General features: G+C 73.0%; 17 protein-coding genes and 1 rRNA gene. 13 read left to right on the plus strand and 5 right to left on the minus strand.

Annotated elements, in window-relative coordinates; translation table 11 throughout:
* Positions 1–80 precede the first annotated feature (80 nt).
* The 3 genes from rrf (at position 81) to D1J63_RS36930 (ending at position 2,172) form a co-directional block, all read left to right on the plus strand.
* Positions 81–197, plus strand: a 5S ribosomal RNA gene (gene rrf, locus D1J63_RS28790).
* 194 nt (positions 198–391) lie between these two features.
* Positions 392–1,513, plus strand: coding sequence for a hypothetical protein (locus D1J63_RS36925; RefSeq protein WP_241235620.1), 1,122 nt, complete (start codon positions 392–394; stop codon positions 1,511–1,513).
* A complete protein-coding gene (locus D1J63_RS36930) occupies positions 1,450–2,172 on the plus strand; it encodes a tetratricopeptide repeat protein (RefSeq protein WP_240798628.1) in 723 nt (240 codons plus the stop codon). Before D1J63_RS36925 ends, D1J63_RS36930 begins: the two co-directional genes overlap by 64 nt.
* Before the next feature lie 68 nt (positions 2,173–2,240).
* On the opposite strand, the gene D1J63_RS28800 is transcribed toward D1J63_RS36930, so the two are convergent.
* Entirely contained in the window at positions 2,241–3,533 is a 1,293-nt protein-coding gene (locus D1J63_RS28800) for a DUF1015 domain-containing protein (RefSeq protein ID WP_125632875.1), read from the minus strand.
* Positions 3,534–3,605: 72 nt separating this feature from the next.
* Here D1J63_RS28800 and D1J63_RS28805 point away from each other — a divergent pair, with 72 nt between their 5' ends.
* The 4 genes from D1J63_RS28805 to D1J63_RS28820 all read left to right on the plus strand — a co-directional run bounded on the left by D1J63_RS28805 (position 3,606) and on the right by D1J63_RS28820 (position 7,761).
* Positions 3,606–4,637, plus strand: coding sequence for an HAD hydrolase-like protein (locus tag D1J63_RS28805; RefSeq protein ID WP_125632876.1), 1,032 nt, complete (start codon positions 3,606–3,608; stop codon positions 4,635–4,637).
* Between the two features lie 144 nt (positions 4,638–4,781).
* The gene (locus D1J63_RS28810; protein WP_125632878.1) at positions 4,782–5,828 is read left to right on the plus strand and encodes an iron chelate uptake ABC transporter family permease subunit; all 1,047 of its coding nucleotides are present in this window, start codon (positions 4,782–4,784) and stop codon (positions 5,826–5,828) included.
* A 23-nt stretch (positions 5,829–5,851) separates the two neighbouring features.
* Positions 5,852–6,889 carry an iron chelate uptake ABC transporter family permease subunit gene (locus D1J63_RS28815; protein ID WP_125635889.1) on the plus strand — a complete coding sequence of 346 codons (1,038 nt, stop codon included), beginning with the start codon at positions 5,852–5,854 and terminating at the stop codon, positions 6,887–6,889.
* Complete coding sequence (locus D1J63_RS28820) at positions 6,886–7,761, plus strand: ABC transporter ATP-binding protein (protein ID WP_125632880.1); 876 nt, start codon at positions 6,886–6,888, stop codon at positions 7,759–7,761. The genes D1J63_RS28815 and D1J63_RS28820 overlap by 4 nt, the downstream gene beginning before the upstream one ends.
* Here D1J63_RS28820 and D1J63_RS28825 read toward each other — a convergent pair.
* Positions 7,745–8,092, minus strand: coding sequence for a sterol-binding protein (locus D1J63_RS28825; protein WP_102927289.1), 348 nt, complete (start codon positions 8,090–8,092; stop codon positions 7,745–7,747). The two genes, D1J63_RS28820 and D1J63_RS28825, sit on opposite strands and share 17 nt — an antisense overlap.
* A 42-nt stretch (positions 8,093–8,134) precedes the next feature.
* Between D1J63_RS28825 and D1J63_RS28830 the strand changes: the two genes are divergently transcribed.
* The 5 genes from D1J63_RS28830 to D1J63_RS28850 all read left to right on the plus strand — a co-directional run bounded on the left by D1J63_RS28830 (position 8,135) and on the right by D1J63_RS28850 (position 13,557).
* The gene (locus tag D1J63_RS28830; protein ID WP_125632882.1) at positions 8,135–8,464 is read left to right on the plus strand and encodes a hypothetical protein; all 330 of its coding nucleotides are present in this window, start codon (positions 8,135–8,137) and stop codon (positions 8,462–8,464) included.
* Between the two features lie 7 nt (positions 8,465–8,471).
* Positions 8,472–9,287 (plus strand): hemolysin, encoded by an 816-nt coding sequence (locus D1J63_RS28835; protein ID WP_102927287.1) that lies wholly within the window; start codon positions 8,472–8,474, stop codon positions 9,285–9,287.
* Entirely contained in the window at positions 9,284–10,189 is a 906-nt protein-coding gene (locus D1J63_RS28840) for an NAD kinase (protein ID WP_102927286.1), read from the plus strand. Before D1J63_RS28835 ends, D1J63_RS28840 begins: the two co-directional genes overlap by 4 nt.
* A 164-nt stretch (positions 10,190–10,353) precedes the next feature.
* The gene (recN, locus tag D1J63_RS28845; protein WP_176155599.1) at positions 10,354–12,096 is read left to right on the plus strand and encodes a DNA repair protein RecN; all 1,743 of its coding nucleotides are present in this window, start codon (positions 10,354–10,356) and stop codon (positions 12,094–12,096) included.
* Positions 12,097–12,408: 312 nt separating this feature from the next.
* Complete coding sequence (locus D1J63_RS28850; RefSeq protein WP_125632884.1) at positions 12,409–13,557, plus strand: glycosyltransferase family 4 protein; 1,149 nt, start codon at positions 12,409–12,411, stop codon at positions 13,555–13,557.
* A 24-nt stretch (positions 13,558–13,581) separates the two neighbouring features.
* Here the strand turns inward: D1J63_RS28850 and D1J63_RS28855 are convergent, their stop codons facing one another.
* The 3 genes from D1J63_RS28855 to D1J63_RS28865 form a co-directional block, all read right to left on the minus strand.
* A complete protein-coding gene (locus tag D1J63_RS28855; RefSeq protein WP_125632886.1) occupies positions 13,582–15,228 on the minus strand; it encodes a PucR family transcriptional regulator in 1,647 nt (548 codons plus the stop codon).
* A gap of 66 nt (positions 15,229–15,294) precedes the next feature.
* A complete protein-coding gene (locus D1J63_RS28860) occupies positions 15,295–16,677 on the minus strand; it encodes an FAD-binding oxidoreductase (protein WP_125632888.1) in 1,383 nt (460 codons plus the stop codon).
* A 77-nt stretch (positions 16,678–16,754) separates the two neighbouring features.
* Complete coding sequence (locus tag D1J63_RS28865) at positions 16,755–18,557, minus strand: glycoside hydrolase family 15 protein (protein WP_164713242.1); 1,803 nt, start codon at positions 18,555–18,557, stop codon at positions 16,755–16,757.
* Positions 18,558–19,143: 586 nt separating this feature from the next.
* Between D1J63_RS28865 and D1J63_RS28870 the strand changes: the two genes are divergently transcribed.
* Positions 19,144–20,793, plus strand: coding sequence for a CTP synthase (locus tag D1J63_RS28870; RefSeq protein ID WP_125632890.1), 1,650 nt, complete (start codon positions 19,144–19,146; stop codon positions 20,791–20,793).
* The last annotated feature ends 25 nt before the right edge of the window (positions 20,794–20,818 follow it).

Raw genomic sequence — 20,818 nt, forward strand, 5'->3', positions numbered from 1 at the left:
TTCTGAGGCAACGACCGTTGCCGGCTTTGAGCAGAACGCATAATTAAAGAGTGTGCTTGTTCGCTCGAAACCATTAGGGTTTCGGTGGTCATAGCGTAGGGGAAACGCCCGGTTACATTTCGAACCCGGAAGCTAAGCCTTACAGCGCCGATGGTACTGCAGGGGGGACCCTGTGGGAGAGTAGGACGCCGCCGAACAATCTTTGGAAAGGACCCCTGGTCCCCAGCGTTCAGCTGGGGACCAGGGGTCCTTTCGTTTTTCCAGGGCGCACCGGGTACCCGGCTGCGCGAGAATGACTTGCGGTACCGAAGACAGGAGTCACCGATGTCCACCAACTCTCCCGACGACCGACCGGAGCGCGACCAGCGGCGACGGGACAGTGGTGACCGCGATGACCGTAGGGGTCAGCGCGGAGACCGTGGCGGGTTCCGTCGCGACGACCGTCGAGGCGATGACCGCGGCGGACAGCGCGGCGGTTTCCGCCGTGACGACCGTGACCGTGGCCCGCGCAGGGACGATCGCGATCGTGGTGGTGACCGGGGCTTCCGTCGTGACGACCGGGGTGGTGACCGTCCGTCCTACCGGCGCGACGACCGTGACGACCGCCGGGACCGCGGCGACCGTCCGTCCTTCCGCCGCGACGATCGCGGGGACCGCGGTGATCGTCCGACCTTCCGCCGCGACGACCGTGACGACCGCCGGGACCGCGGCGACCGTCCTGCGTACCGACGTGACGACCGTCGTGACGACCGGCGCGATGACAGGGGTGGCTTCGGCCGGCGTGACGACAGCCGGCGGGACGACCGTGGAGGGCAGCGCGGCGGTTTCCGTCGTGACGACCGCCGCGATGATCGGCGTGATGACCGCCGTGACCCCCGCCGCGACGACAACCGCGGTGGCGGTTACGGGCGTCGGGACGACCGCGATCGGGGTGGTGACCGGGGCTTCCGTCGTGACGACCGGGGTGGTGACCGTCCCTCCTATCGGCGCGACGACCGCGACGACCGCCGGGACCGCGGCGACCGTCCCTCGTACCGCCGCGATGACCGCCGTGACGACCGCCGTGATGATCGGCGTGACGACCGCCGTGACGACCGCCGTGACAGCCGTCCCCCCTTCCGGCGCGACGACCGCGGGGACCGTGGTGACCGCAGTGGCTTCCGTCGGGACGACAACCGTGGTGACCGCGGTGGCTTCGGTCGGCGGGACGACCGGCGGGACGACGGACGGGGCGGCGACCGCGGCGGCTTCCGCGGGCGCGACGATCGTGGGGGACGTGGGCCCCGGCGCGACGACCGCGGTGGGCGACCCGGGGGCTACCGGGGGCGTGACGACCGGCAGGGCGGCGGTGGGCGTTTCCGCGAGGAGCGGGACCGCGACCGGGACCGTGAGCCGATCAAGCGCCTGCCGATCCCCGAGGAGGTCACGGGCGACGAGATCGACAAGGACGTGCGGCAGGAGCTGCAGAGCCTGCCCAAGACGCTGGCCGAGGACGTCGCCAGGAACCTGGTGATGGTCGCGCGGCTGCTCGACGAGGACCCGGAGGCCGCGTACGGCTACTCCAGGGTGGCCCTGCGTCTGGCGTCCCGTGTCGCCGCCGTACGCGAGGCGGCCGGGTTCGCGGCGTACGCCAACCAGAAGTACGGCGAGGCGCTGGCGGAGTTCCGGGCGGCGCGGCGGATGACCGGATCCGTCGAGCTGTGGCCGGTCATGGCGGACTGTGAGCGTGGGCTCGGGAGGCCGGAGAAGGCGCTGGACATGGCCGGTGCCCCCGAGGTGCACAAGCTGGACAAGGCCGGCCAGGTCGAGATGCGCCTCGTGGCGGCCGGTGCCCGGCGTGACATGGGGCAGCTGGACGCGGCCATCGTGACGCTGCAGAGCCCGGAGCTGGCCTCCCACTCCGTCCAGTCCTGGACCGCGCGGCTGCGGTACGCCTACGCCGACGCGCTGCTGGCCGCGGGCCGGGAGCAGGAGGCGCGGGAGTGGTTCGCGAAAGCGGTCGAGTCCGACCGGGACGGCAGCACGGACGCCTCCGACCGGCTCGCCGAGCTGGACGGCGTGGAGTTCATGGACGCCCTGAACGAGGACGAGGCCGAGGACGGGGACCGGGGCGAGACCGAGTCCGGTAGCGGCGTGGAGCGTGCTTCCGCCGAGGACGGCGACGAGGACTGACGTTCCGCACGACGAGAGGGGGCGGGCCCGTGAACCGGGTCCGCCCCCTCTCCGCGTCGTGGGCCGGGTCAGGCGTCGAGCGTGCGCAGCACCAGGCCGGAGGCCGGCTTCGGGCCGAAGGACGTCGACTTGCGGGGCATCGTGACGCCCTGTCGGGCCAGTTCACGGACGACGTCCTCGCGGACGGGGTGCATCAGCACCGCCGTACCGCCGTCGCGTTCGGCCTTCTCGACGGTGGCCGCCGTGTCGTGGATGTAGGAGACGTGGGCCGCCGAGTCGTCGGGGACGTGCCAGACATGGGCGAGAAGCGTGGCGTGCAGGACGGTGGCGTCCAGCGTGCGCCAGGCCTCGGGCCGGTCGGTGGGAACCGTGCGGGCCAGCAGGCCGGGGTCCGGCCGGTCGACGAGGTGGAAGGCGCCGTCGCCGGCGAGGAGGAAGGCGTTGCCCGTGTCGGCCGCCTTCGCCAGGGTGTCCAGGGAGGCGTCCAGCGGTGTGTCCAGGCGGCGGACGCGGAAGTGCCCGTCCAGGGCGGCCACGGCGTCGGGCACCGGGAGGTCGTGCAGCAGGCGGTGGATGGCGCGGACACGGAGCGGATAGCGGGCCGTGTCGACCAGGAGGACGAGTCCGTGGTCCCAGGGGCTGGGGGAGGGGTGTTCCGCGCGCAGGGTGCGGTAGGTCGCCCAGCGATGGTGGCCGTCGGCGATGAGCGCCTGGTGGCGGGACAGCTCGGTCCGGACCCGGGCCACGGCGTCCGGGTCGGTGACCGACCACAGGCGGTGGCAGAAGCCGTCCTCCGTGGTCGTGGAGAGGAGCGGCGGCCGTTCGGCCGTGTGTTCCACGAGGGCGGTGGTGGCGGGCGTTTCGCCGTCGCCGCGGTAGGTCAGCAGGAGGGGTTCGAGGTTGGCCCGGGTGGCCCGCATGAGCGCCGCGCGGTCGGCGACGACATGGGGCATGACGTCCTCGTGCGGCAGGACCACCTGCTCCGACGGGTCCGACACGCGCACGGCGCCGATGATGCCGCGCTGCAGCATGCCCTCGCCGTCGCGCTGTTCGTAGACGTACAGGCCCGGTTCGGGGTCGGGGGTCAGGACGCCCTCCGCCGTCCAGCGCCGCAGGGTGCGGGCGGCCTGCTCGTTGCGTGCCTCGGGCGTGGCGGCCTGGGGCAGGATCAGCCGGACGATGTTGTACGGGTCGGCCGACTCCAGGTGGAGCAGGCCGTCGGGGCGGACCACCACGTCGTAGGGAGGGGAGGTCACGGCGGCCAGGCTGCCGACCCGGTCGGGGTCGTAGCGGAGGCCTCGGAACGGGGTGAGTTCCAGGCCCCGGCGCGCCGTTGCTTCCGGGTGACCTGCAGAGTTCATCCCGGCATCGTACGTGTGTCAGTGGCATGGGGGATGATCGGGGGAAAGGCGACCAACGAGGAGCGATGCGGAATGAGCCGGAGCGTCAGGACGAGTCCCGAGGGCAGTGGGCAGGGCCTGAACGAGGCCTATGACACGGCGCTGCTCGACCTGGACGGTGTGGTGTACGCCGGGGGGAACGCGATCGTGCACGCCGTCGAGTCCCTCGGTACCGCCCGGGACGGCGGCATGCGCCTGGCGTACGTCACCAACAACGCGCTCCGGACGCCCGACACGGTGGCCGCGCACCTGACGGAGCTGGGGATAGCGACGGACGCCGGTGACGTCATCACCTCGGCGCAGGCGGTGGCCCGGCTGATCTCCGAGCAGGTGCCCTCGGGGGCGCGGGTGCTGGTGATCGGCGGTGAGGGGCTGCGGGTGGCGCTGCGCGAGCGCGGTCTCGAGCCCGTGGAGTCGGCCGAGGACGATCCGGCAGCCGTCGTGCAGGGGTTCGGTGGCCCGGAGCTGCCGTGGGGCCGGTTCGCCGAGGCGTGCTACGCGATCGCGCGCGGTGTCCCCTGGTACGCCTCCAACACCGACCTGACCATTCCCAGCGCCCGGGGGATCGCCCCGGGCAACGGCGCGGCGGTGGAGGTCGTGCGGATCGCGACCGGCGCCGAGCCGCAGGTCGCGGGGAAGCCGCTGCCCCCCATGCACCGGGAGACGATCCTGCGGACCGGCGCCCGGCGCCCGTTGGTGGTGGGCGACCGGCTGGACACGGACATCGAGGGGGCGTTCAACGGGGAGGTCGACTCGCTGCTCGTCCTGACCGGCGTGACCGACGGGGCGCAGCTGCTGGCGGCGCCGCCGCAGCACCGGCCGACGTACGTCGACGCCGACCTGCGCGGGCTGCTCACCGGCCAGCCGGAGGTCACCGGCGGTGCGGACGACGGCTTCCGGTGCGGCGGCTGGACGGCGACGGCCGGCGAGGAGCGGCTGGAGCTGGCGGGCGACGGCACCCCGCTGGACGGGCTGCGGGCCCTGTGCGCGGCGGCCTGGACGGCGGGCGGGGAGCGGGGCTGCGGGCTGGACTCGGGGAAGGCGCTGGCGCGGCTGGGATTGTGAGACGGCGTATCGGGGCAGGCGCCCGTTCGCGGGCCGGGGGCGTGTCGTGTCCGGGTGCGTCCGGGGGGTCACGGGCCGGGACGAGCCGTGCCCCGGAGGGCTCGGGGATCGTGATCGATTGGCAGGGTAGGCTAACCTAACTGCGTGTTGGTCGACAGTCCCCCCGAACAGCGCGCGGAGACCGCTCCCGCGCCGCCCTCCAAGCGCCGCGTCCTGCGCGCAGCGGGGCTGCCCGTCTCCGTCGCGGTCCTGGTGTGCGTCGCGATGGCGAGCATCGCGATCGGCGCCAAGGACCTGTCCCTGGCACAGGTCTGGCACGGCCTCTTCCACGACACGGGCACGTACGGCGACGTCGTCGTCGGCGAGCGGCTGTCGCGGACCGTGCTCGGCCTGCTGGCCGGCGCCGCCCTGGGCCTCGCGGGAGCCGTGCTGCAGGCACTCACCCGCAATCCGCTGGCCGACCCCGGACTGCTCGGCATCAACGCCGGCGCCTCGGCGGCCGTCGTCACGGGCATCACCTTCTTCGGCGTCACCTCGCTGACCGGGTACGTGTGGTTCGCGTTCGCCGGTGCGGCGGGGGTCGGCGCGCTGGTCTGGTTCCTGGGCGGCAGCCGGGGGGCCACGCCGGTGCGGCTGGTGCTGGCCGGCACCGCGATCAGCGCCGCGCTCTTCGGCTACCTCCAGGCAGTCATGATCATGGACGACGCGGCGCTGGGCCGGATGCGCTTCTGGACGGTCGGTTCGCTCGCCTCGGCGACGACCGGCACCATCCGGGAGGTGCTGCCCTTCTTCGTGGTGGGCACCGTGCTCGCCCTCGCGCTCGCCCGGCCGCTCAACGCCATGGAGATGGGCGACGACACCGCCAAGGCCCTCGGCGCCAACCTGAACCGGACCCGGGCGCTGTCCATGCTCGCCGCGACCGTGCTGTGCGGCGCCGCGACCGCGGCCTGCGGGCCGATCGTGTTCGTCGGGCTGATGATCCCGCACATCGTCCGCTCCTTCACCGGACCCGACATGCGCTGGATCCTGCCGTACGCGGCGATCCTGTCCCCGGTGCTGCTGCTCGGCGCGGACGTCCTCGGCCGGATCGTGGCACGGCCCTCGGAGCTCCAGGTCGGCATCGTCACCGCCGTCCTCGGCGGGCCGGTCTTCATCTTGCTCGTACGACGGCGGAGGACGGCCCAGCTGTGAAGAACGGGAACGACCGCAAGACCGTGAAGACCAGCCGTGCCGTGCGCAGCCCGGGCGGGCTGTCCGTCCGCCTGGACGTGCGGGCGACCGTCGTGGTCGCCCTGCTGCTGCTCCTGGCCCTCGCCGCGAGCGTGCTGCTGATCGGCACCGGCGACTTCGACATACCGCCCGCCGACGTACTGAAGACCCTGGTCGGCCGGGGCGACGCCGGGCAGGAGTTCATCGTCAACGAACTGCGGCTGCCACGGGTCCTGGTCGGGCTGCTGGTCGGCGGCGCCCTCGGCGTCGGCGGCGCGCTCTTCCAGGCCATCTCCCGCAACCCGCTCGGCAGTCCGGACGTGCTGGGTCTCGGACAGGGCGCGACGGCCGGCGCGCTCATCATGATCGTCCTGTTCTCCGGCAGCTCCGCCCAGGTCACCGTCGGCGCCCTCGTCGGCGGCCTGGTGACCGGCCTCGCCATCTACCTGCTCGCCTGGAAGCGGGGCGTGCACGGATACCGGCTGGTCCTGGTCGGCATCGGTGTCTCCGCGATCGTCACGGCGGTCAACGGCTACCTGATGACCCGGGCCGACATCGTCGACGCCTCCCGCGCCGTCGTCTGGATGACCGGCTCCCTCAACGGCCGTGACTGGGACCAGGTCTGGCCCCTGCTCGGTCTGTGCGCCGTGCTCGTCCCGCTCGTGCTCACCAACGGACGGGCGCTGCGGATGATGGAGATGGGCGACGACGTCTCCTACGCCCTCGGGGTGCGCGTCGAGCGGGTGCGGGCGCTGCTGATGGTGGCCGCCGTCCTGCTCACCGCCGCGGCCACCGCCGCCGCCGGACCGGTCAGCTTCGTCGCGCTCACCGCCCCGCAGCTCGCCCGGCGCCTGACCCGCTCGCCCGGCCCCAACCTGGTGCCGTCCCTGTGCATGGGGGCCGCCCTGCTGGTCGGCGCGGACTTCGTCTCGCAGCGGGCCTTCGGTGCCGACCAGTTGCCCGTGGGCGTCGTCACCGGCGTACTCGGCGGCGTCTACCTGCTGTGGCTGCTGGTCACCGAGCGCAAGGCGGGCCGGATATGAGCGCCGGCAGCGGCGACCGCAGCGGGACGAACAACCCAAGGAGCAACGTGAACCGTCTGTCCGCCGAGAACGTCACCCTCGCCTACGACCAGCGGGTCATCGCCGAGAAGCTGTCGGTGGAGATACCCGACAACTCCTTCACGGTGATCGTCGGCCCGAACGCGTGCGGCAAGTCCACCCTGCTGCGGGCCCTGTCGCGGATGCTCAGGCCGAGCGACGGCCGGGTGCTGCTCGACGGGTCGGTCATCCAGTCGATGCCCGCCAAGCAGGTCGCGCGGACCCTCGGCCTGCTGCCGCAGTCGTCCATCGCGCCCGACGGCATCACCGTCGGCGACCTCGTCGGCCGCGGCCGCTACCCGCACCAGGGCATCCTGCGCCAGTGGTCGGCCGAGGACGAGCGGGTCGTCCAGGAGTCGATGGCGCAGACCGGCATCGCCGAACTGGCCGACCGCTACGTCGACGAGCTCTCCGGCGGCCAGCGCCAGCGCGTGTGGATCGCCATGGCGCTCGCCCAGCAGACCCCGCTGCTGCTGCTCGACGAGCCGACGACCTACCTGGACATCCAGCACCAGATCGACGTCCTCGACCTGTGCGCGGAACTGCACGAGGAGCAGGGCCGCACCCTCGTGGCCGTGCTGCACGACCTCAACCACGCCGCCCGCTACGCCACCCACCTCATCGCCCTGCGCGGCGGGGAGGTCATCGCCGAGGGAGCGCCGAAGGACGTCGTCACCGCCGACCTGGTCGAGCGGGTCTTCGGGCTGCGCTGCCAGATCATCGACGACCCGGAGACGGGCACGCCGCTGGTCGTGCCGGCCGCGCGCAAGGGGCGTACCCAGCGGGAGAAGGCGGCCGTTACAGGAGCTTCCTGAGCCGGAACAGGTCGCGCAGGCCCGCCTCCAGCTTCACCCGGCCCGCGCCCCAGGCGCGGGCGAAGTTCAGTTCGCCCGCCACCAGGGCCACCAGGTCGTCGCCGGTCATCGCCAGCCTGATCTCGGCCTTCTCGCGCGGCGGCCCCTCCAGGGTCTCGCGCACGTCGATGCGGCCGTCCGCCATGCGTCCGGCGAAGGTGACGTCCAGGTCGGTGATGTGGCAGCTCACCGAGCGGTCCAGCTCCGTGGCCGCCCGCACGTCCCCCTCGGCGCCGCGCATGTTGTCCGAAAGCTTGTCGAGTGCGGCACGGCACTCCTCAGTCGTCGCCATCGGGACCGACCGTACCGCAGCGCCGCGCGGTAGCGTCGGGGCATGAGCGACGCAGTACCGGAGCCGGACTCCGAGACCGAGGAGGCGGAGCCCGGGCCGCACACCGACCCCGGGTACGAGCCGGCCGCCCCCGCCCCGCTGGACGTCCCGCGCGTCCCCACCGGGAACGCCGAGGTCGACGCGCGGCTGGCGCGGCTGGCCGACGCCGACCACCTGGCCACCGACGGACACGTCGAGGTGTACGAGGATGTACACCGGGGGCTGCGCGACGCGCTCACCGCGCTCGACGCCCGCCAGGGACCTCCGGAGCCCCCGGGGCGCCCGGGACCACCGGCGCCCCCGCCGCCATCACCGTACGACCGCAGGAGCTGAACCGAACGTGGCAGGAGTCGCACGCCGCCGTCTCGACGCGGAGCTGGTGCGCCGCAAGCTGGCGCGCTCGCGCGAGCACGCGAGCCAGCTGATCGCCGCCGGACGGGTCACCGTCGGCAAGACCGTCGCGACGAAGTCCGCCACGCAGGTCGAGACCGCCGCCGCGATCGTGGTGAGGGCCGACGACAGCGACCCCGACTACGTCTCGCGCGGCGGGCACAAGCTCGCCGGCGCCCTCGCCGCGTTCCTGCCGCAGGGCCTCGTCGTCGAGGGGCGGCGGGCGCTGGACGCCGGCGCGTCCACCGGCGGTTTCACCGACGTACTGCTGCGGGCGGGCGCCGCGCACGTCGTCGCCGTGGACGTCGGATACGGACAACTCGCGTGGAGTCTCCGGCAGGATGAACGCGTCACCGTCAAGGACCGTACGAACGTACGCGAGTTGACGTTGGAAGCGATCGATGGGGAGCCCGTGGACCTGGTTGTGGGGGATCTGTCCTTCATCCCGCTCGGGCTGGTACTGCCCGCCCTGGTGCGGTGCACCCGGCCGGACGCCGACCTGGTGATGATGGTGAAGCCGCAGTTCGAGGTGGGGAAGGAACGACTGGGCAGCGGGGGAGTGGTACGCAGCGCGCAGCTACGGGCCGAGGCGGTGCGGGGCGTCGCGCAGCGGGCCTGGGAGCTGGGGCTCGGGGTGAAGGGGGTCACCGCCAGTCCGCTGCCCGGTCCCTCCGGGAACGTCGAGTACTTTCTGTGGCTGCGGGCCGGTGCCGGTGAACCGGACCCGGCCGATGTTGACCGTGCAGTGGCGGAGGGGCCGCGTTGACACAGAACCGAGCGCGTACTGTTTTCCTGCTCGCCCACACCGGACGCCCCGCTGCCATTCGCAGCGCGGAGCTGGTGGTCAAGGGGCTGCTGCGGGCCGGGATCGGCGTCCGCGTCCTGGAGGCCGAGGCGCGCGACCTGCCGCTGCCGGGCGAGGTGGACCTGGTCGGCGAGGCCACTCCGCAGTGCCTGGACGGGTGCGAGCTGCTGATCGTGCTGGGCGGCGACGGCACGCTGCTGCGCGGCGCCGAGTTCGCCCGCGCGTCCGGGGTGCCGATGCTCGGCGTCAACCTCGGGCGGGTCGGCTTCCTCGCGGAGGCCGAGCGCGACGACCTCGACAAGGTCGTCGACCGGGTGGTGAACCGGGCCTACGAGGTCGAGGAGCGGATGACCGTCGACGTCGTCGTGCACCGCAACGGCGACATCGTGCACACCGACTGGGCGCTGAACGAGGCCGCCGTGCAGAAGGCGGGCGCCGAGAAGCTGCTGGAAGTCGTGCTGGAGATCGACGGGCGGCCGGTGACCGGGTTCGGCTGCGACGGCATCGTGCTGTCGACGCCGACCGGGTCGACGGCGTACGCCTTCTCGGCCGGGGGGCCCGTGGTGTGGCCCGAGGTGGAGGCGCTGCTGATGGTGCCGATCAGCGCGCACGCGCTGTTCGCGAAGCCGCTGGTGACCTCGCCGGACTCGGTGCTCGCCGTCGAGGTGCTGCCGCACGTCCCTCCGGGGGTGCTGTGGTGCGACGGGCGGCGGACGGTGGAGCTGCCGCCGGGGGCGCGGGTGGAGGTGCGGCGGGGGGCGGTGCCGGTGCGGTTGGCTCGGTTGCACCATGCGTCGTTCACCGACCGGCTGGTGGCGAAGTTCGCGTTGCCCGTTTCCGGGTGGCGCGGGGCGCCGCACTAGCGGTCCCGAAGGGGTGGTTTTCGTGCGTCGCGGGCTGCGGGCACGTTGTGGCTGGTCGCGCCCCGCGGCGCAGCCGCTATCAGCACAGTCCCGCGCCCCTGAGCGGCGTCCACCGCACGGCGCTGCAAGGGTGGGCTGTGTGCGCTTTCCGGCCTCGACCTCGTATGGTCGTGTCCGTGCTTGAGGAGATGCGGATACGGTCGCTCGGGGTCATTGACGACGCCGTGGTCGAGCTGTCGCCCGGGTTCACCGCTGTCACCGGTGAGACGGGTGCCGGCAAGACGATGGTGGTCACCAGCCTGGGCCTGCTGCTGGGCGGACGCGCGGACGCGGCGCTCGTGCGGATCGGGGCGAAGAGCGCGGTCGTCGAGGGGCGCATCGCCGTGCCCGACGACGCCGCTGCCGCCGTCCGGGCCGAGGAGGCCGGGGCCGAGCTGGACGACGGGGCGCTGCTGATCAGCCGTACCGTTTCCGCCGAGGGGCGCTCGCGGGCGCATCTGGGCGGGCGGTCGGTGCCGGTGGGGATGCTCGCCGAGCTCGCCGACGAACTGGTGGCCGTGCACGGGCAGACCGACCAGCAGGGGCTGCTCAAGCTGTCCCGGCAGCGGCAGGCGCTCGACCGGTACGCGGGCGACGCGGTCGCCGGGCCGCTCGCCAAGTACGCCGAGGCGTACCGGCGGCTGCGGGCCGTGGTCACGGAGCTGGACGAGATCACCACGCGCGCGCGGGAACGCGCCCAGGAGGCCGACCTGCTGCGCTACGGCCTCGACGAGATCGCCGCGGTCGAACCGCGCGCCGGTGAGGACGTGGAGCTGGCGGAGGAGGCGGAGCGGCTCGGACACGCCGAGGCGCTCGCGTCGGCCGCCACGGCCGCCCACGCCGCCCTCGCGGGCAATCCGGAGGACCCCGAGGGCGTGGACGGCGCGACGCTGGTCGCGGGCGCCCAGCGGGCCCTGGACGCCGTACGGTCGCACGACCCGGCGCTGGCCGCGCTCGCCGAGCGGATCGGCGAGGTCGGCATCCTGCTGCGCGACGTGGCCGGGGAACTCGCCGGGTACGCCGACGACCTGGACGCCGACCCGCTGCGGTTGGCGGCCGTCGAGGAGCGGCGGGCCGCGCTCACCGGGCTGACCCGGAAGTACGGCGAGGACATCGCCGCCGTCCTCGGCTGGGCCGAGCAGAGCGCCGCGCGGCTGACCGAGCTTGATGGCGACGACGAGCGGATCGGCGAGCTGACCGCCGAGCGGGACGCCCTGCGGGCGGAACTGGGCGGGCTCGCCCAGGCGCTGACCGACGCGCGTACCGAGGCCGCCGAGCGGTTCGCCGCCGCCGTGACCGCCGAGCTGGCCTCGCTCGCCATGCCCCACGCGCGCGTGTCGTTCGAGATCCGGCAGACCGAGGACGAGCAGGGCGTCGAGGTCGGCGGGCGCACGGTGGCCTACGGCCCGTCGGGCGCCGACGAGGTCGAGCTGCTGCTCGCCCCGCACCCCGGCGCGCCGCCGCGGCCGATCGCCAAGGGCGCGTCCGGCGGTGAGCTGTCGCGCGTGATGCTGGCCGTGGAGGTCGTCTTCGCGGGCACCGACCCGGTGCCGACCTATCTCTTCGACGAGGTCGACGCCGGGGTGGGCGGCAAGGCGGCGGTGGAGATCGGCCGGCGGCTGGCGCGGCTGGCGAAGAGCGCGCAGGTCGTGGTCGTCACGCACCTGCCGCAGGTGGCCGCGTTCGCCGACCGGCAGCTCCTGGTGGAGAAGACCAACGACGGCTCGGTGACGCGCTCCGGCGTGAAGGTCCTGGAGGGCGAGGACCGGGTCCGGGAGCTGTCCCGGATGCTCGCCGGTCAGGAGGACTCCGAGACGGCCCGCGCCCACGCGGAGGAGCTGCTGGAGACGGCCCGGGCGGACCGGTAGGAGGTCCCGCCGGCGGGGCACCGTCGGGGGCGCTGCGCGCAGGCACCCTTCGCCGGGCTCCGGGGCGCTTCGGGACGTGCGCCCCGGTGGCTCGGGGCGCACGCGCCACCTTCACTCGTACGGGTGAAGCGGTTCGCCGTCGTCGTCCCACCGTCGGTCCGCTCGCGGCGGTCGTCGTTCCCGGAACACCCGTACGGCCTGGCATCCTTGACGCAGCGGCGCACCCGAATGCGCGCGGCGCGCCCCGTCCGCACCATCCTTCTGTACGTTCTTCGTGACCGTCCCCCGCCGAACACCAGGAGCCCCGGCCAGGTGACCCCCGTGAGCAGCCACTCACCGCACGGCCAGTCGTCGCTGCGCACCGTGCAGGTGCTGGGCGGCGGCAACGCAGGCAGCAGCACGCACGTGCGCTCGCTGGCCGCGGGGCTCGTCGCACGGGGCGTGAAAGTGACCGTGTGCGCCCCCTCCGATGCCGAGTACACCTACGACTTCACGGGCGCCGGAGCCGACCACGTGCCCGTGCCGCGCAGCAGCGACCCCGTCTCCGTGGCCGCGCTGCGGACGGTGTGCGCGGACGCCGACCTGGTGCACGCCCACGGACTGCACGCCTCCTTCCGGGCCGTGCTGGCCCTCGGCGGGCGGCGCGTGCGCACCCCGCTCGTCGTCACCTGGCACGACCGGGTGCACGCCGAAGGGGCCCGCGCCCAGCTGCTGCGCGTCCTGGAGCGGCGGGTGATGAAGGCCGCCACCGTGGTGCTCGGCGCCACCTCGGAGCTGGTCGACGGGGCACGACGGACCGGCGCGCGGGACGCCCGGCTCGGCCCCGTCGCGCTCCCCGCCCGGCCGGGCCCGCCGCCCGGACCCGAGGACCCCGACCGGCTGCGCCCCAAGGTCCGGGCCGAACTCGGCGCCGTCGACCGCCCGTTGCTGATCGCGGTCGGCTCCCTCGACCGGCACCGGGGTTACGACGTCCTGCTCGACGCTGCCCGCGTGTGGCGCCGCCTCAACCCGGCGCCGCTGGTCGTCGTCGCCGGGGAGGGGCCGCTGCGCGGGGAGTTGCAGGCGCGGATCGAGGGCGAAAGGCTGCCGGTGGTGCTCGTCGGCAGCCGCGACGACGTGCCCGAACTGCTGGCGGCGGCCGACCTCGCGCTGCTGCCGAGCCGCCGGGAGCCGGGGCGCTCCCTCCTCGCCCAGGAGGCCCTTCACGCGCGCGTGCCGCTCGTCGCCAGTGACGTCGGCGGCATCCCCGAGCTGGTCGGCGCCGCCGCCGAACGGGTGCCGCCCGGCGACGCGGTGGCGCTCGCCGACGCCGTGGTCCGCCTGCTCGCCGACCCGGCGCGCCAGGAGGAGTTGCGGGAACGGGGCGTACGACAGGCGGCCACCTGGCCGACGGAGGACGAGACCGTCGCCCAGGTCCTGAGCATCTACGACGAGTTGACGCAGCCCACGCCGTTGCTCTAGGCACCCGTCCCGGCGCCCCGGCCGCTACGGAACGTGCCGGCGGGCGCGCAGGGCCAGGCTCAACGCCAGTACGGTCTGCGGGTCGTCGAGGTCCGTGCCCAGCAACTCCCCGATCCGGGCCAGCCGGTTGTAGAGCGTCTGCCGGTTGAGATGGAGCTCGCGCGCCGTCTCCGCCTTGCGGCCGGCGTGCGCCAAGTACGTCTGGAGGGTGGGCAGCAGAGGTGGTTTCGAGCGGTCGTCGTGGTCCCGCAGCGGGCCGATCGCCCGGTCCACGAACGCCGCGAGGTCCGGATGGTCGCGCAGCCGCCACAGCAGCAGATCGATGTCCAGACGCCGGGCGTCGTACCAGGGCCGGTCGGTCAGGCCCTGCGCCGCCGTCGCCGTCTCCGCCGCGTGCCTGAGACCCGCCGACGCCGCCGCCCAGCCGCCGGACACACCGACCACCACGACCGGCGGCTGCGCCCCCGGCCGCCGCATCCCGGCCCGCTCCACGCCCGCCCGCAGCGCCGCCGCGACCCGGTCCGCGATCGTCACCCGCTCCGACTCCGAGCGCAGCCCCAGCAGCAGCGGCACCCGGCCCTCCACCGGCCGCACGCCCAGCAGCACCGGCACCCCCACCGACGCCAGCTCCTCGGCGACCGCGCGGGCCAGCACCGCCCAGCCGCCGCCCGCCGGGGACAGGGCGTCGCCGAGCCGCATCACCACCGGGAGCAGCGGTCCGGTGCCCGGCTTGAAGCCCAGGACGCGGGCCTGCGCCGGGGCGTCCTGCGCCGTGATCCGGCCCTCCGCGAGGTCGGTGAGGAAGTCGCCCCGCCCGCGCGCCGCCAACTCCTCCTCCTGCCGCGCCTGCATCAGCACCACGGCCAGGATGCCGGCCGCCCGCTCCGCCGCCATCCGGTGCACCGGCGCCAGCGGGGACCGTACCGGCAGCAGCACGAGGCGGGCCCGCACCGACCCGGTGCCGGGCCCGCCGCCCGGCACCTCCACGAGGACCGAGCCCGCCGGGGGCGGCGCGTCCTTGTGCGGTCCCCGCAGCCCCTCCCAGACCTGGAGCGGGTCGGCGCCCTCGGGGCCGGAACCGGCGGCGTACAGCAGGCGGCCGTCCGGGGTCTCCAGGAACACGGGGTTGCCGGCGAAGTCGGCCAGGATGCCGAGGACCTGGGGCACCCCGCCGCCGCCCAGCAGGGCCTCGGTGCAGCGGCGGTGCACCTCCTCGGCCCGCTGGAGCAGCGCGTAGTGGCCGTTGACGATCTCGGTGTGGATCTCCTCGGTGACCGTCACGAACGGCACCTCGCGGTGCAGCTGGACCAGCGGCAGCCCGGCCGCGCGGGCGGTGTCCACGAGGGCCGCGGGGAGCCGGGCGAAGCGCGGGCCCAGCTCCACGACGAGGGCCGCGATGCCGCGCTCGGCCAGCGTGCGCACGAACGCCCGCTGTTCGGCGGGGCGGGTGCCCAGGCCGTACCCCGTGGTCAGCAGCAGTTCGCCGCCCTTGAGGAGCGAGGCGATGTTGGGCACCTCACCGGCGTGCACCCAGCGCACCGTGCGGTGCAGCCGGTCGGCGCCCGCGAGAACCTCCGGCAGACCACTGCGCAGCCCGGGCAGCTCCAGTGCCCGCCGCACCGTGATCCCGGCGCCCTGGGTGTCGAATCCGCTGTTCATGCCGCTGTCCATGAGCCGGACGCTACCCGCGCGAGCCGCCGACGGGCACATCGCGTGAGGGCGCCCCGCGCCGGTGAGTCACGCGGGCCGGATGTTGTGGTTGAACCGGAACACGTTGTCCGGGTCGTACCGACGCTTCAGCTCCCCGAGCCTGCGGGTGTTCTCGGTACCGAGCCCGGCCACCACCCGGTCCGCGCCCTCGTCGCCGATGAAGTTCAGGTACACCGCCCCGGTGCTCCACGGCCGGACGTCCGCGCGGACGTCCTGGACCCAACGGACGGCGCGTTCGTCGTCGTCCGGGTCCTCCCACACCCCGAAGGGGTGCACCACCCAAGCGGCGTCCCGGTAGGGCACCGGGTACTCGGACGGACCGTCGGAGATCGCACCGCCCTGCGGGAACAGGGTGTGCTGAGTGCCGCTCGGCACGGGCATGGAGGCCGCACGGGCGCAGTACACGGCCACCGCTTCGTCGGGCAGCCCGGTCAGGTACTCGGCCGACCAGTAGTTCCGCAGTCCCGGCGGGTCGTCGAGCATGCACTGCAGATCGGCGTAGGGGACCGCACCGACGACCTCGGCCTCGTGAGGCGGTGCCAGCAGAGGCTCGGCGAGTTCGCGCAGGCCCGCCTCGGGGCCGACGTAGGTGAAGAGCGCCCCGCACAGCAAGCGGCCCACCAGGTGAGTTGGCACGAATGGCGCGGGCGGACCGGTGAAGTAGAGGACGCCGCCGCCTGCCTCGTCCGGACCCGACTCGATGATGTCCCGATAGGTGCGGACGACGTGCTCGCCGGACTCCGGCGGGTAGAGCACGAGGGCGATGGAGAACTCCGGCAGCTCGTGCAGCTTCAGGGTGAGCGCCGTGGCGATGCCGAAGTTCCCGCCGCCGCCGTGCAGTGCCCAGAACAGGTCGGCGTTCTCGTCGGGGCCGGCCCGGACCCTCCGGGCGTCGGCGGTGACCAGTTCCACACCGAGCAGATTGTCCACTGCCAGTCCGCACCAGCGGTCCAGCCAGCCGGTGCCGCCGCCCAGCACGAAGCCGCCGACACCGGTGGTGGACGCGCGGCCGCCGGTGGTGGCGAGGCCGTAGGGCTGTGTGCCACGGTCGAGGTGGCTCATCGTCGCCCCGCCGCCGACCTGCACCGTCCCGGCCGCGGGGTGGACCGTCACCTCATGCATCAGACGCAGGTCGATCACCAGACCGCCGTCGTTGAGGGCTTGGCCGGACACACTGTGACCGCCGCCGCGAACCGCGATGGGCAGGTCCTGCTCCCTGCCGAAACGCACGGCGCGCACCACGTCGTCCTCGTGCGCGCAGCGTGCGATCACGGCGGGCCGCCGATCGATCATGGCGTTGTGGACGGTCCGGGCCTCGTCGTAACCCGGGCCACCGGGGATGAACACCTCGCCGGTGAGTTCCTCGCGCAGCGCGGTCACCGCCGCATCTGCCGTCGAGAGGGAAGTCATGGCCGCCCCCTTCCGGAAAGGGTTGGGGTTTGTCTCCAGCCTAGGCGGGTACGGCCACTCCTTCCTCCTGAGTGTTCTCAGCCCCCGTACGCCCCGCTCGCCGTCAGCCTGAGAGCGGTGTCGATCAGCGGCACGTGGCTGAAGGCCTGCGGGAAGTTGCCCACCTGGCGCTGCAGGCGGGGGTCCCACTCCTCGGCCAGGAGACCGAGGTCGTTGCGCAGGGACAGCAGCTTCTCGAAGAGCTTCCTGGCCTCGTCCACCCGGCCGATCATCGCCAGGTCGTCCGCCATCCAGAACGAGCAGGCCAGGAAGGCGCCCTCGTCGCCCGGCAGGCCGTCGACGCCCTCCTCCTCGCCGTCCGTCGGGTAGCGCAGGATGAAGCCGTCCGAGGTGGACAGCTCGCGCTGGATCGCCTCGATGGTGCCGATGACCCGCTTGTCGTCCGGCGGCAGGAAGCCCATCTGCGGGATCAGCAGCAGGGAGGCGTCCAGCGCCTGGGAGCCGTAGGACTGCGTGAAGGTGTTGCGTTCCTTGTCGTAGCCCTTCTCGCACACGTCCCGGTGGATGTCGTCGCGCAGCTGCTTCCAGCGCTCCAGCGGGCCGTCCGCGTCGCCGGACTCGATCAGCTTGATGGTGCGGTCGACGGCGACCCAGGCCATCACCTTGGAGTGCACGAAGTGGCGGCGCGGGCCGCGCACCTCCCAGATGCCCTCGTCCGGCTCGTTCCAGTGGTCCTCCAGGTAGCGGATCAGCTTGAGCTGGAGCACCGAGGCGTAGTCGTTGCGGGCCAGGCCCGTCATGTGGCCCAGGTGCAGGGCCTCGGTCACCTCGCCGTACACGTCGAGCTGGAGCTGGTGGGCCGCGCCGTTGCCGACCCGGACCGGGGTGGAGCCCTCGTAGCCCGGCAGCCAGTCCAGCTCCGCCTCGCCCAGCTCCCGCTCACCCGCGATGCCGTACATGATCTGCAGGTTCTCGGGGTCGCCCGCGACCGCGCGCAGCAGCCACTCGCGCCAGGCCCGGGCCTCCTCGCGGTAGCCGGTGCGCAGCAGCGAGGACAGCGTGATCGCGGCGTCGCGCAGCCACGTGTAGCGGTAGTCCCAGTTGCGGACGCCGCCGATGTCCTCCGGCAGGGAGGTGGTGGGCGCCGCGACGATGCCGCCGGTGGGGGCGTACGTCAGGGCCTTCAGCGTGATCAGGGAGCGGACCACGGCCTCCCGGTAGGGACCGTGGTACGTGCAGTGCTCGACCCAGTCGCGCCAGAAGTCCTCCGTCGCCACCAGCGACTGCTCGGGCTCCGGCAGCGCCGGCGGCTCCTTGTGCGAGGGCTCCCACGAGATGGTGAAAGCGATCCGGTCACCCGGCGCCACCGTGAAGTCCGCGTACGTGGTCAGCGCCTTGCCGTAGGTCTCCGCCTCCGTGTCGAACCACACCGAGTCCGGGCCCGCGACCGCCACCGTGCGGCCCTCCTGCTTGTGCACCCAGGGCACCACCCGGCCGTAGCTGAACCGCATCCGCAGCTCCGAGCGCATCGGCACCCGGCCGGAGACGCCCTCCACGATGCGGATCAGCTGCGGCGCGCCGTCGCGCGGCGGCATGAAATCGATCACCCGGACGGTGCCGCGCGGGGTGTCCCACTCGGACTCCAGGATCAAGGAGTCGCCGCGGTAGGTGCGCCGGGCGGCGGTGGGCGGTTCGGCGCCGGGGGCGTAGGCGGGGCCGAGCCGCCAGAAACCGTGCTCCCCTGTGCCCAGCAGGCCGGCGAAGATGGCATGCGAGTCGAAGCGGGGCAGGCACAGCCAGTCGACTGTGCCGTCCCGGCAGACCAGGGCAGCGGTCTGCATGTCTCCGATGAGTGCGTAGTCTTCGATGCGCCCGGCCACGTGCAACTCCAGTCGAACGGCCACGTCACCCCGCGTGGGGGCGGTCGCTAGTGCGGTCAGCGGTCAAGGGTGGGGTCAGGGGTCTGGGTCAGGAAATGTGGGTCGAGGGATGTGTGCCCCGCGTGTCATGCCTCGTTGAGCCATGAAGCAAAGCAGCCGTTCGGCCCGGAAGCCAAACGTGGTGCCCCGAGGGACAATTGTTGCTCAACGAACGGACGAGCTCTCGTTGTTCCGGTGGTGACGGGCGAGGGGTGGTGCCGTGTCGCCGGGCGGGCTCGGCAGCGAACGTCCGAGCAGGATACGACGCACGTAGATGATCTGTGTGCCGCTCGGGGCAAGCCGGGTCCGCCGAACGGGTGAGCGCGGGGTGAGGAATCGGTGACGTTCCCCTCTGCGTGTCCGGGCGTGCGCGGAGGGTGGCCGGAAGCCATCGCCCCGAGGCGCTGTTACGCTGGTAGCCCGTGGACCGGTGGGAGAAGAACCCCGGAACCGCAGCGACGGCGCCGCCGACGACTCCCGGTACGACCGGGGCGGAGGACGAACGCACCGCACCCCAGACCGCGACCACGGGAGCCCCCTCTTGGCCATGCCGCCCAAATCCTCGACGACCAAGCACATCTTCGTCACCGGGGGTGTCGCCTCCTCGCTCGGCAAGGGGCTCACCGCCTCCAGCCTCGGCATGCTGCTCAAGGCCCGGGGCCTGCGCGTCGTGATGCAGAAGCTCGACCCGTACCTCAACGTCGACCCCGGCACGATGAACCCCTTCCAGCACGGTGAGGTGTTCGTCACCAACGACGGCGCCGAGACCGACCTGGACATCGGCCACTACGAGCGCTTCCTCGACCGCGACCTGGACGGCACCGCCAATGTGACCACGGGCCAGGTGTACTCGGCCGTGATCGCCAAGGAGCGGCGCGGCGAGTACCTGGGCGACACCGTGCAGGTCATCCCGCACATCACCAACGAGATCAAGCACCGCATCCGCCGCATGGCGACGGACGAGGTCGACGTCGTGATCACCGAGGTCGGCGGCACCGTCGGCGACATCGAGTCGCTGCCGTTCCTGGAGACCGTCCGTCAGGTCCGGCACGAGGTCGGCCGTGACAACGTCTTCGTCGTCCACATCTCGCTCCTGCCCTACATCGGCCCGTCGGGCGAGCTGAAGACCAAGCCCACTCAGCACAGCGTCGCCGCCCTGCGCAACATCGGTATCCAGCCGGACGCGATCGTGCTGCGCTGCGACCGCGAGGTGCCGACCGCGATCAAGCGCAAGATCTCGCTGATGTGCGACGTCGACGAGGCGGCCGTGGTGGCCTGCCCCGACGCCCGCTCCATCTACGACATCCCCAAGGTCGTCCACACCGAAGGGCTGGACGCCTACGTCGTCCGCAAGCTGGACCTGCCCTTCCGCGACGTGGACTGGACGACCTGGGACGACCTGCTCGACCGCGTGCACCAGCCCGAGCACGAGATCGTCATGGCCCTGGTCGGCAAGTACATCGACCTGCCCGACGCCTACCTCTCGGTCACCGAGGCGCTGCGCGCCGGCGGCTTCGCCAACCGGGCCCGCGTGAAGATCAAGTGGGTCACCTCCGACGACTGCAAGACCCCGGCCGGTGCCAAGGCGCAGCTCGGCGACGTCGACGCGATCTGCATCCCCGGCGGCTTCGGCGAGCGCGGCGTGACCGGCAAGGTCGGCGCGATCAAGTACGCCCGCGAGAACAAGATCCCGCTGCTCGGCCTCTGCCTGGGCCTGCAGTGCATCGTCGTCGAGGCCGCGCGCAACCTGGCCGACATCGCGGACGCCAACTCCACCGAGTTCGACCCGGCCACCGCCCACCCGGTCATCTCCACCATGGCCGAGCAGCTGGACATCGTGGCCGGCGAGGGCGACCTCGGCGGCACGATGCGGCTCGGCATGTACCCGGCCAAGCTGGCCGAGGGCTCCATCGTGCGCGAGGTCTACGACGGCAAGGAGTACGTCGAGGAGCGGCACCGCCACCGCTACGAGGTGAACAACGCCTACCGCGCGGAGCTGGAGAAGAAGGCCGGCATCGTCTTCTCGGGCACCTCCCCGGACGGCAAGCTCGTCGAGTACGTCGAGTACCCGCGGGACGTCCACCCGTACCTGGTCGCCACGCAGGCCCACCCGGAGCTGCGCTCGCGCCCGACCCGTCCGCACCCGCTCTTCGCCGGGCTGGTCAAGGCCGCGGTCGAGCGGAAGACGTCGAAGTAACACACCAGTTGTACGGTGGCCGGGG

This window comes from Streptomyces sp. KPB2 (assembly GCF_003950055.1).
GTDB lineage: Bacteria > Actinomycetota > Actinomycetes > Streptomycetales > Streptomycetaceae > Streptomyces > Streptomyces salinarius.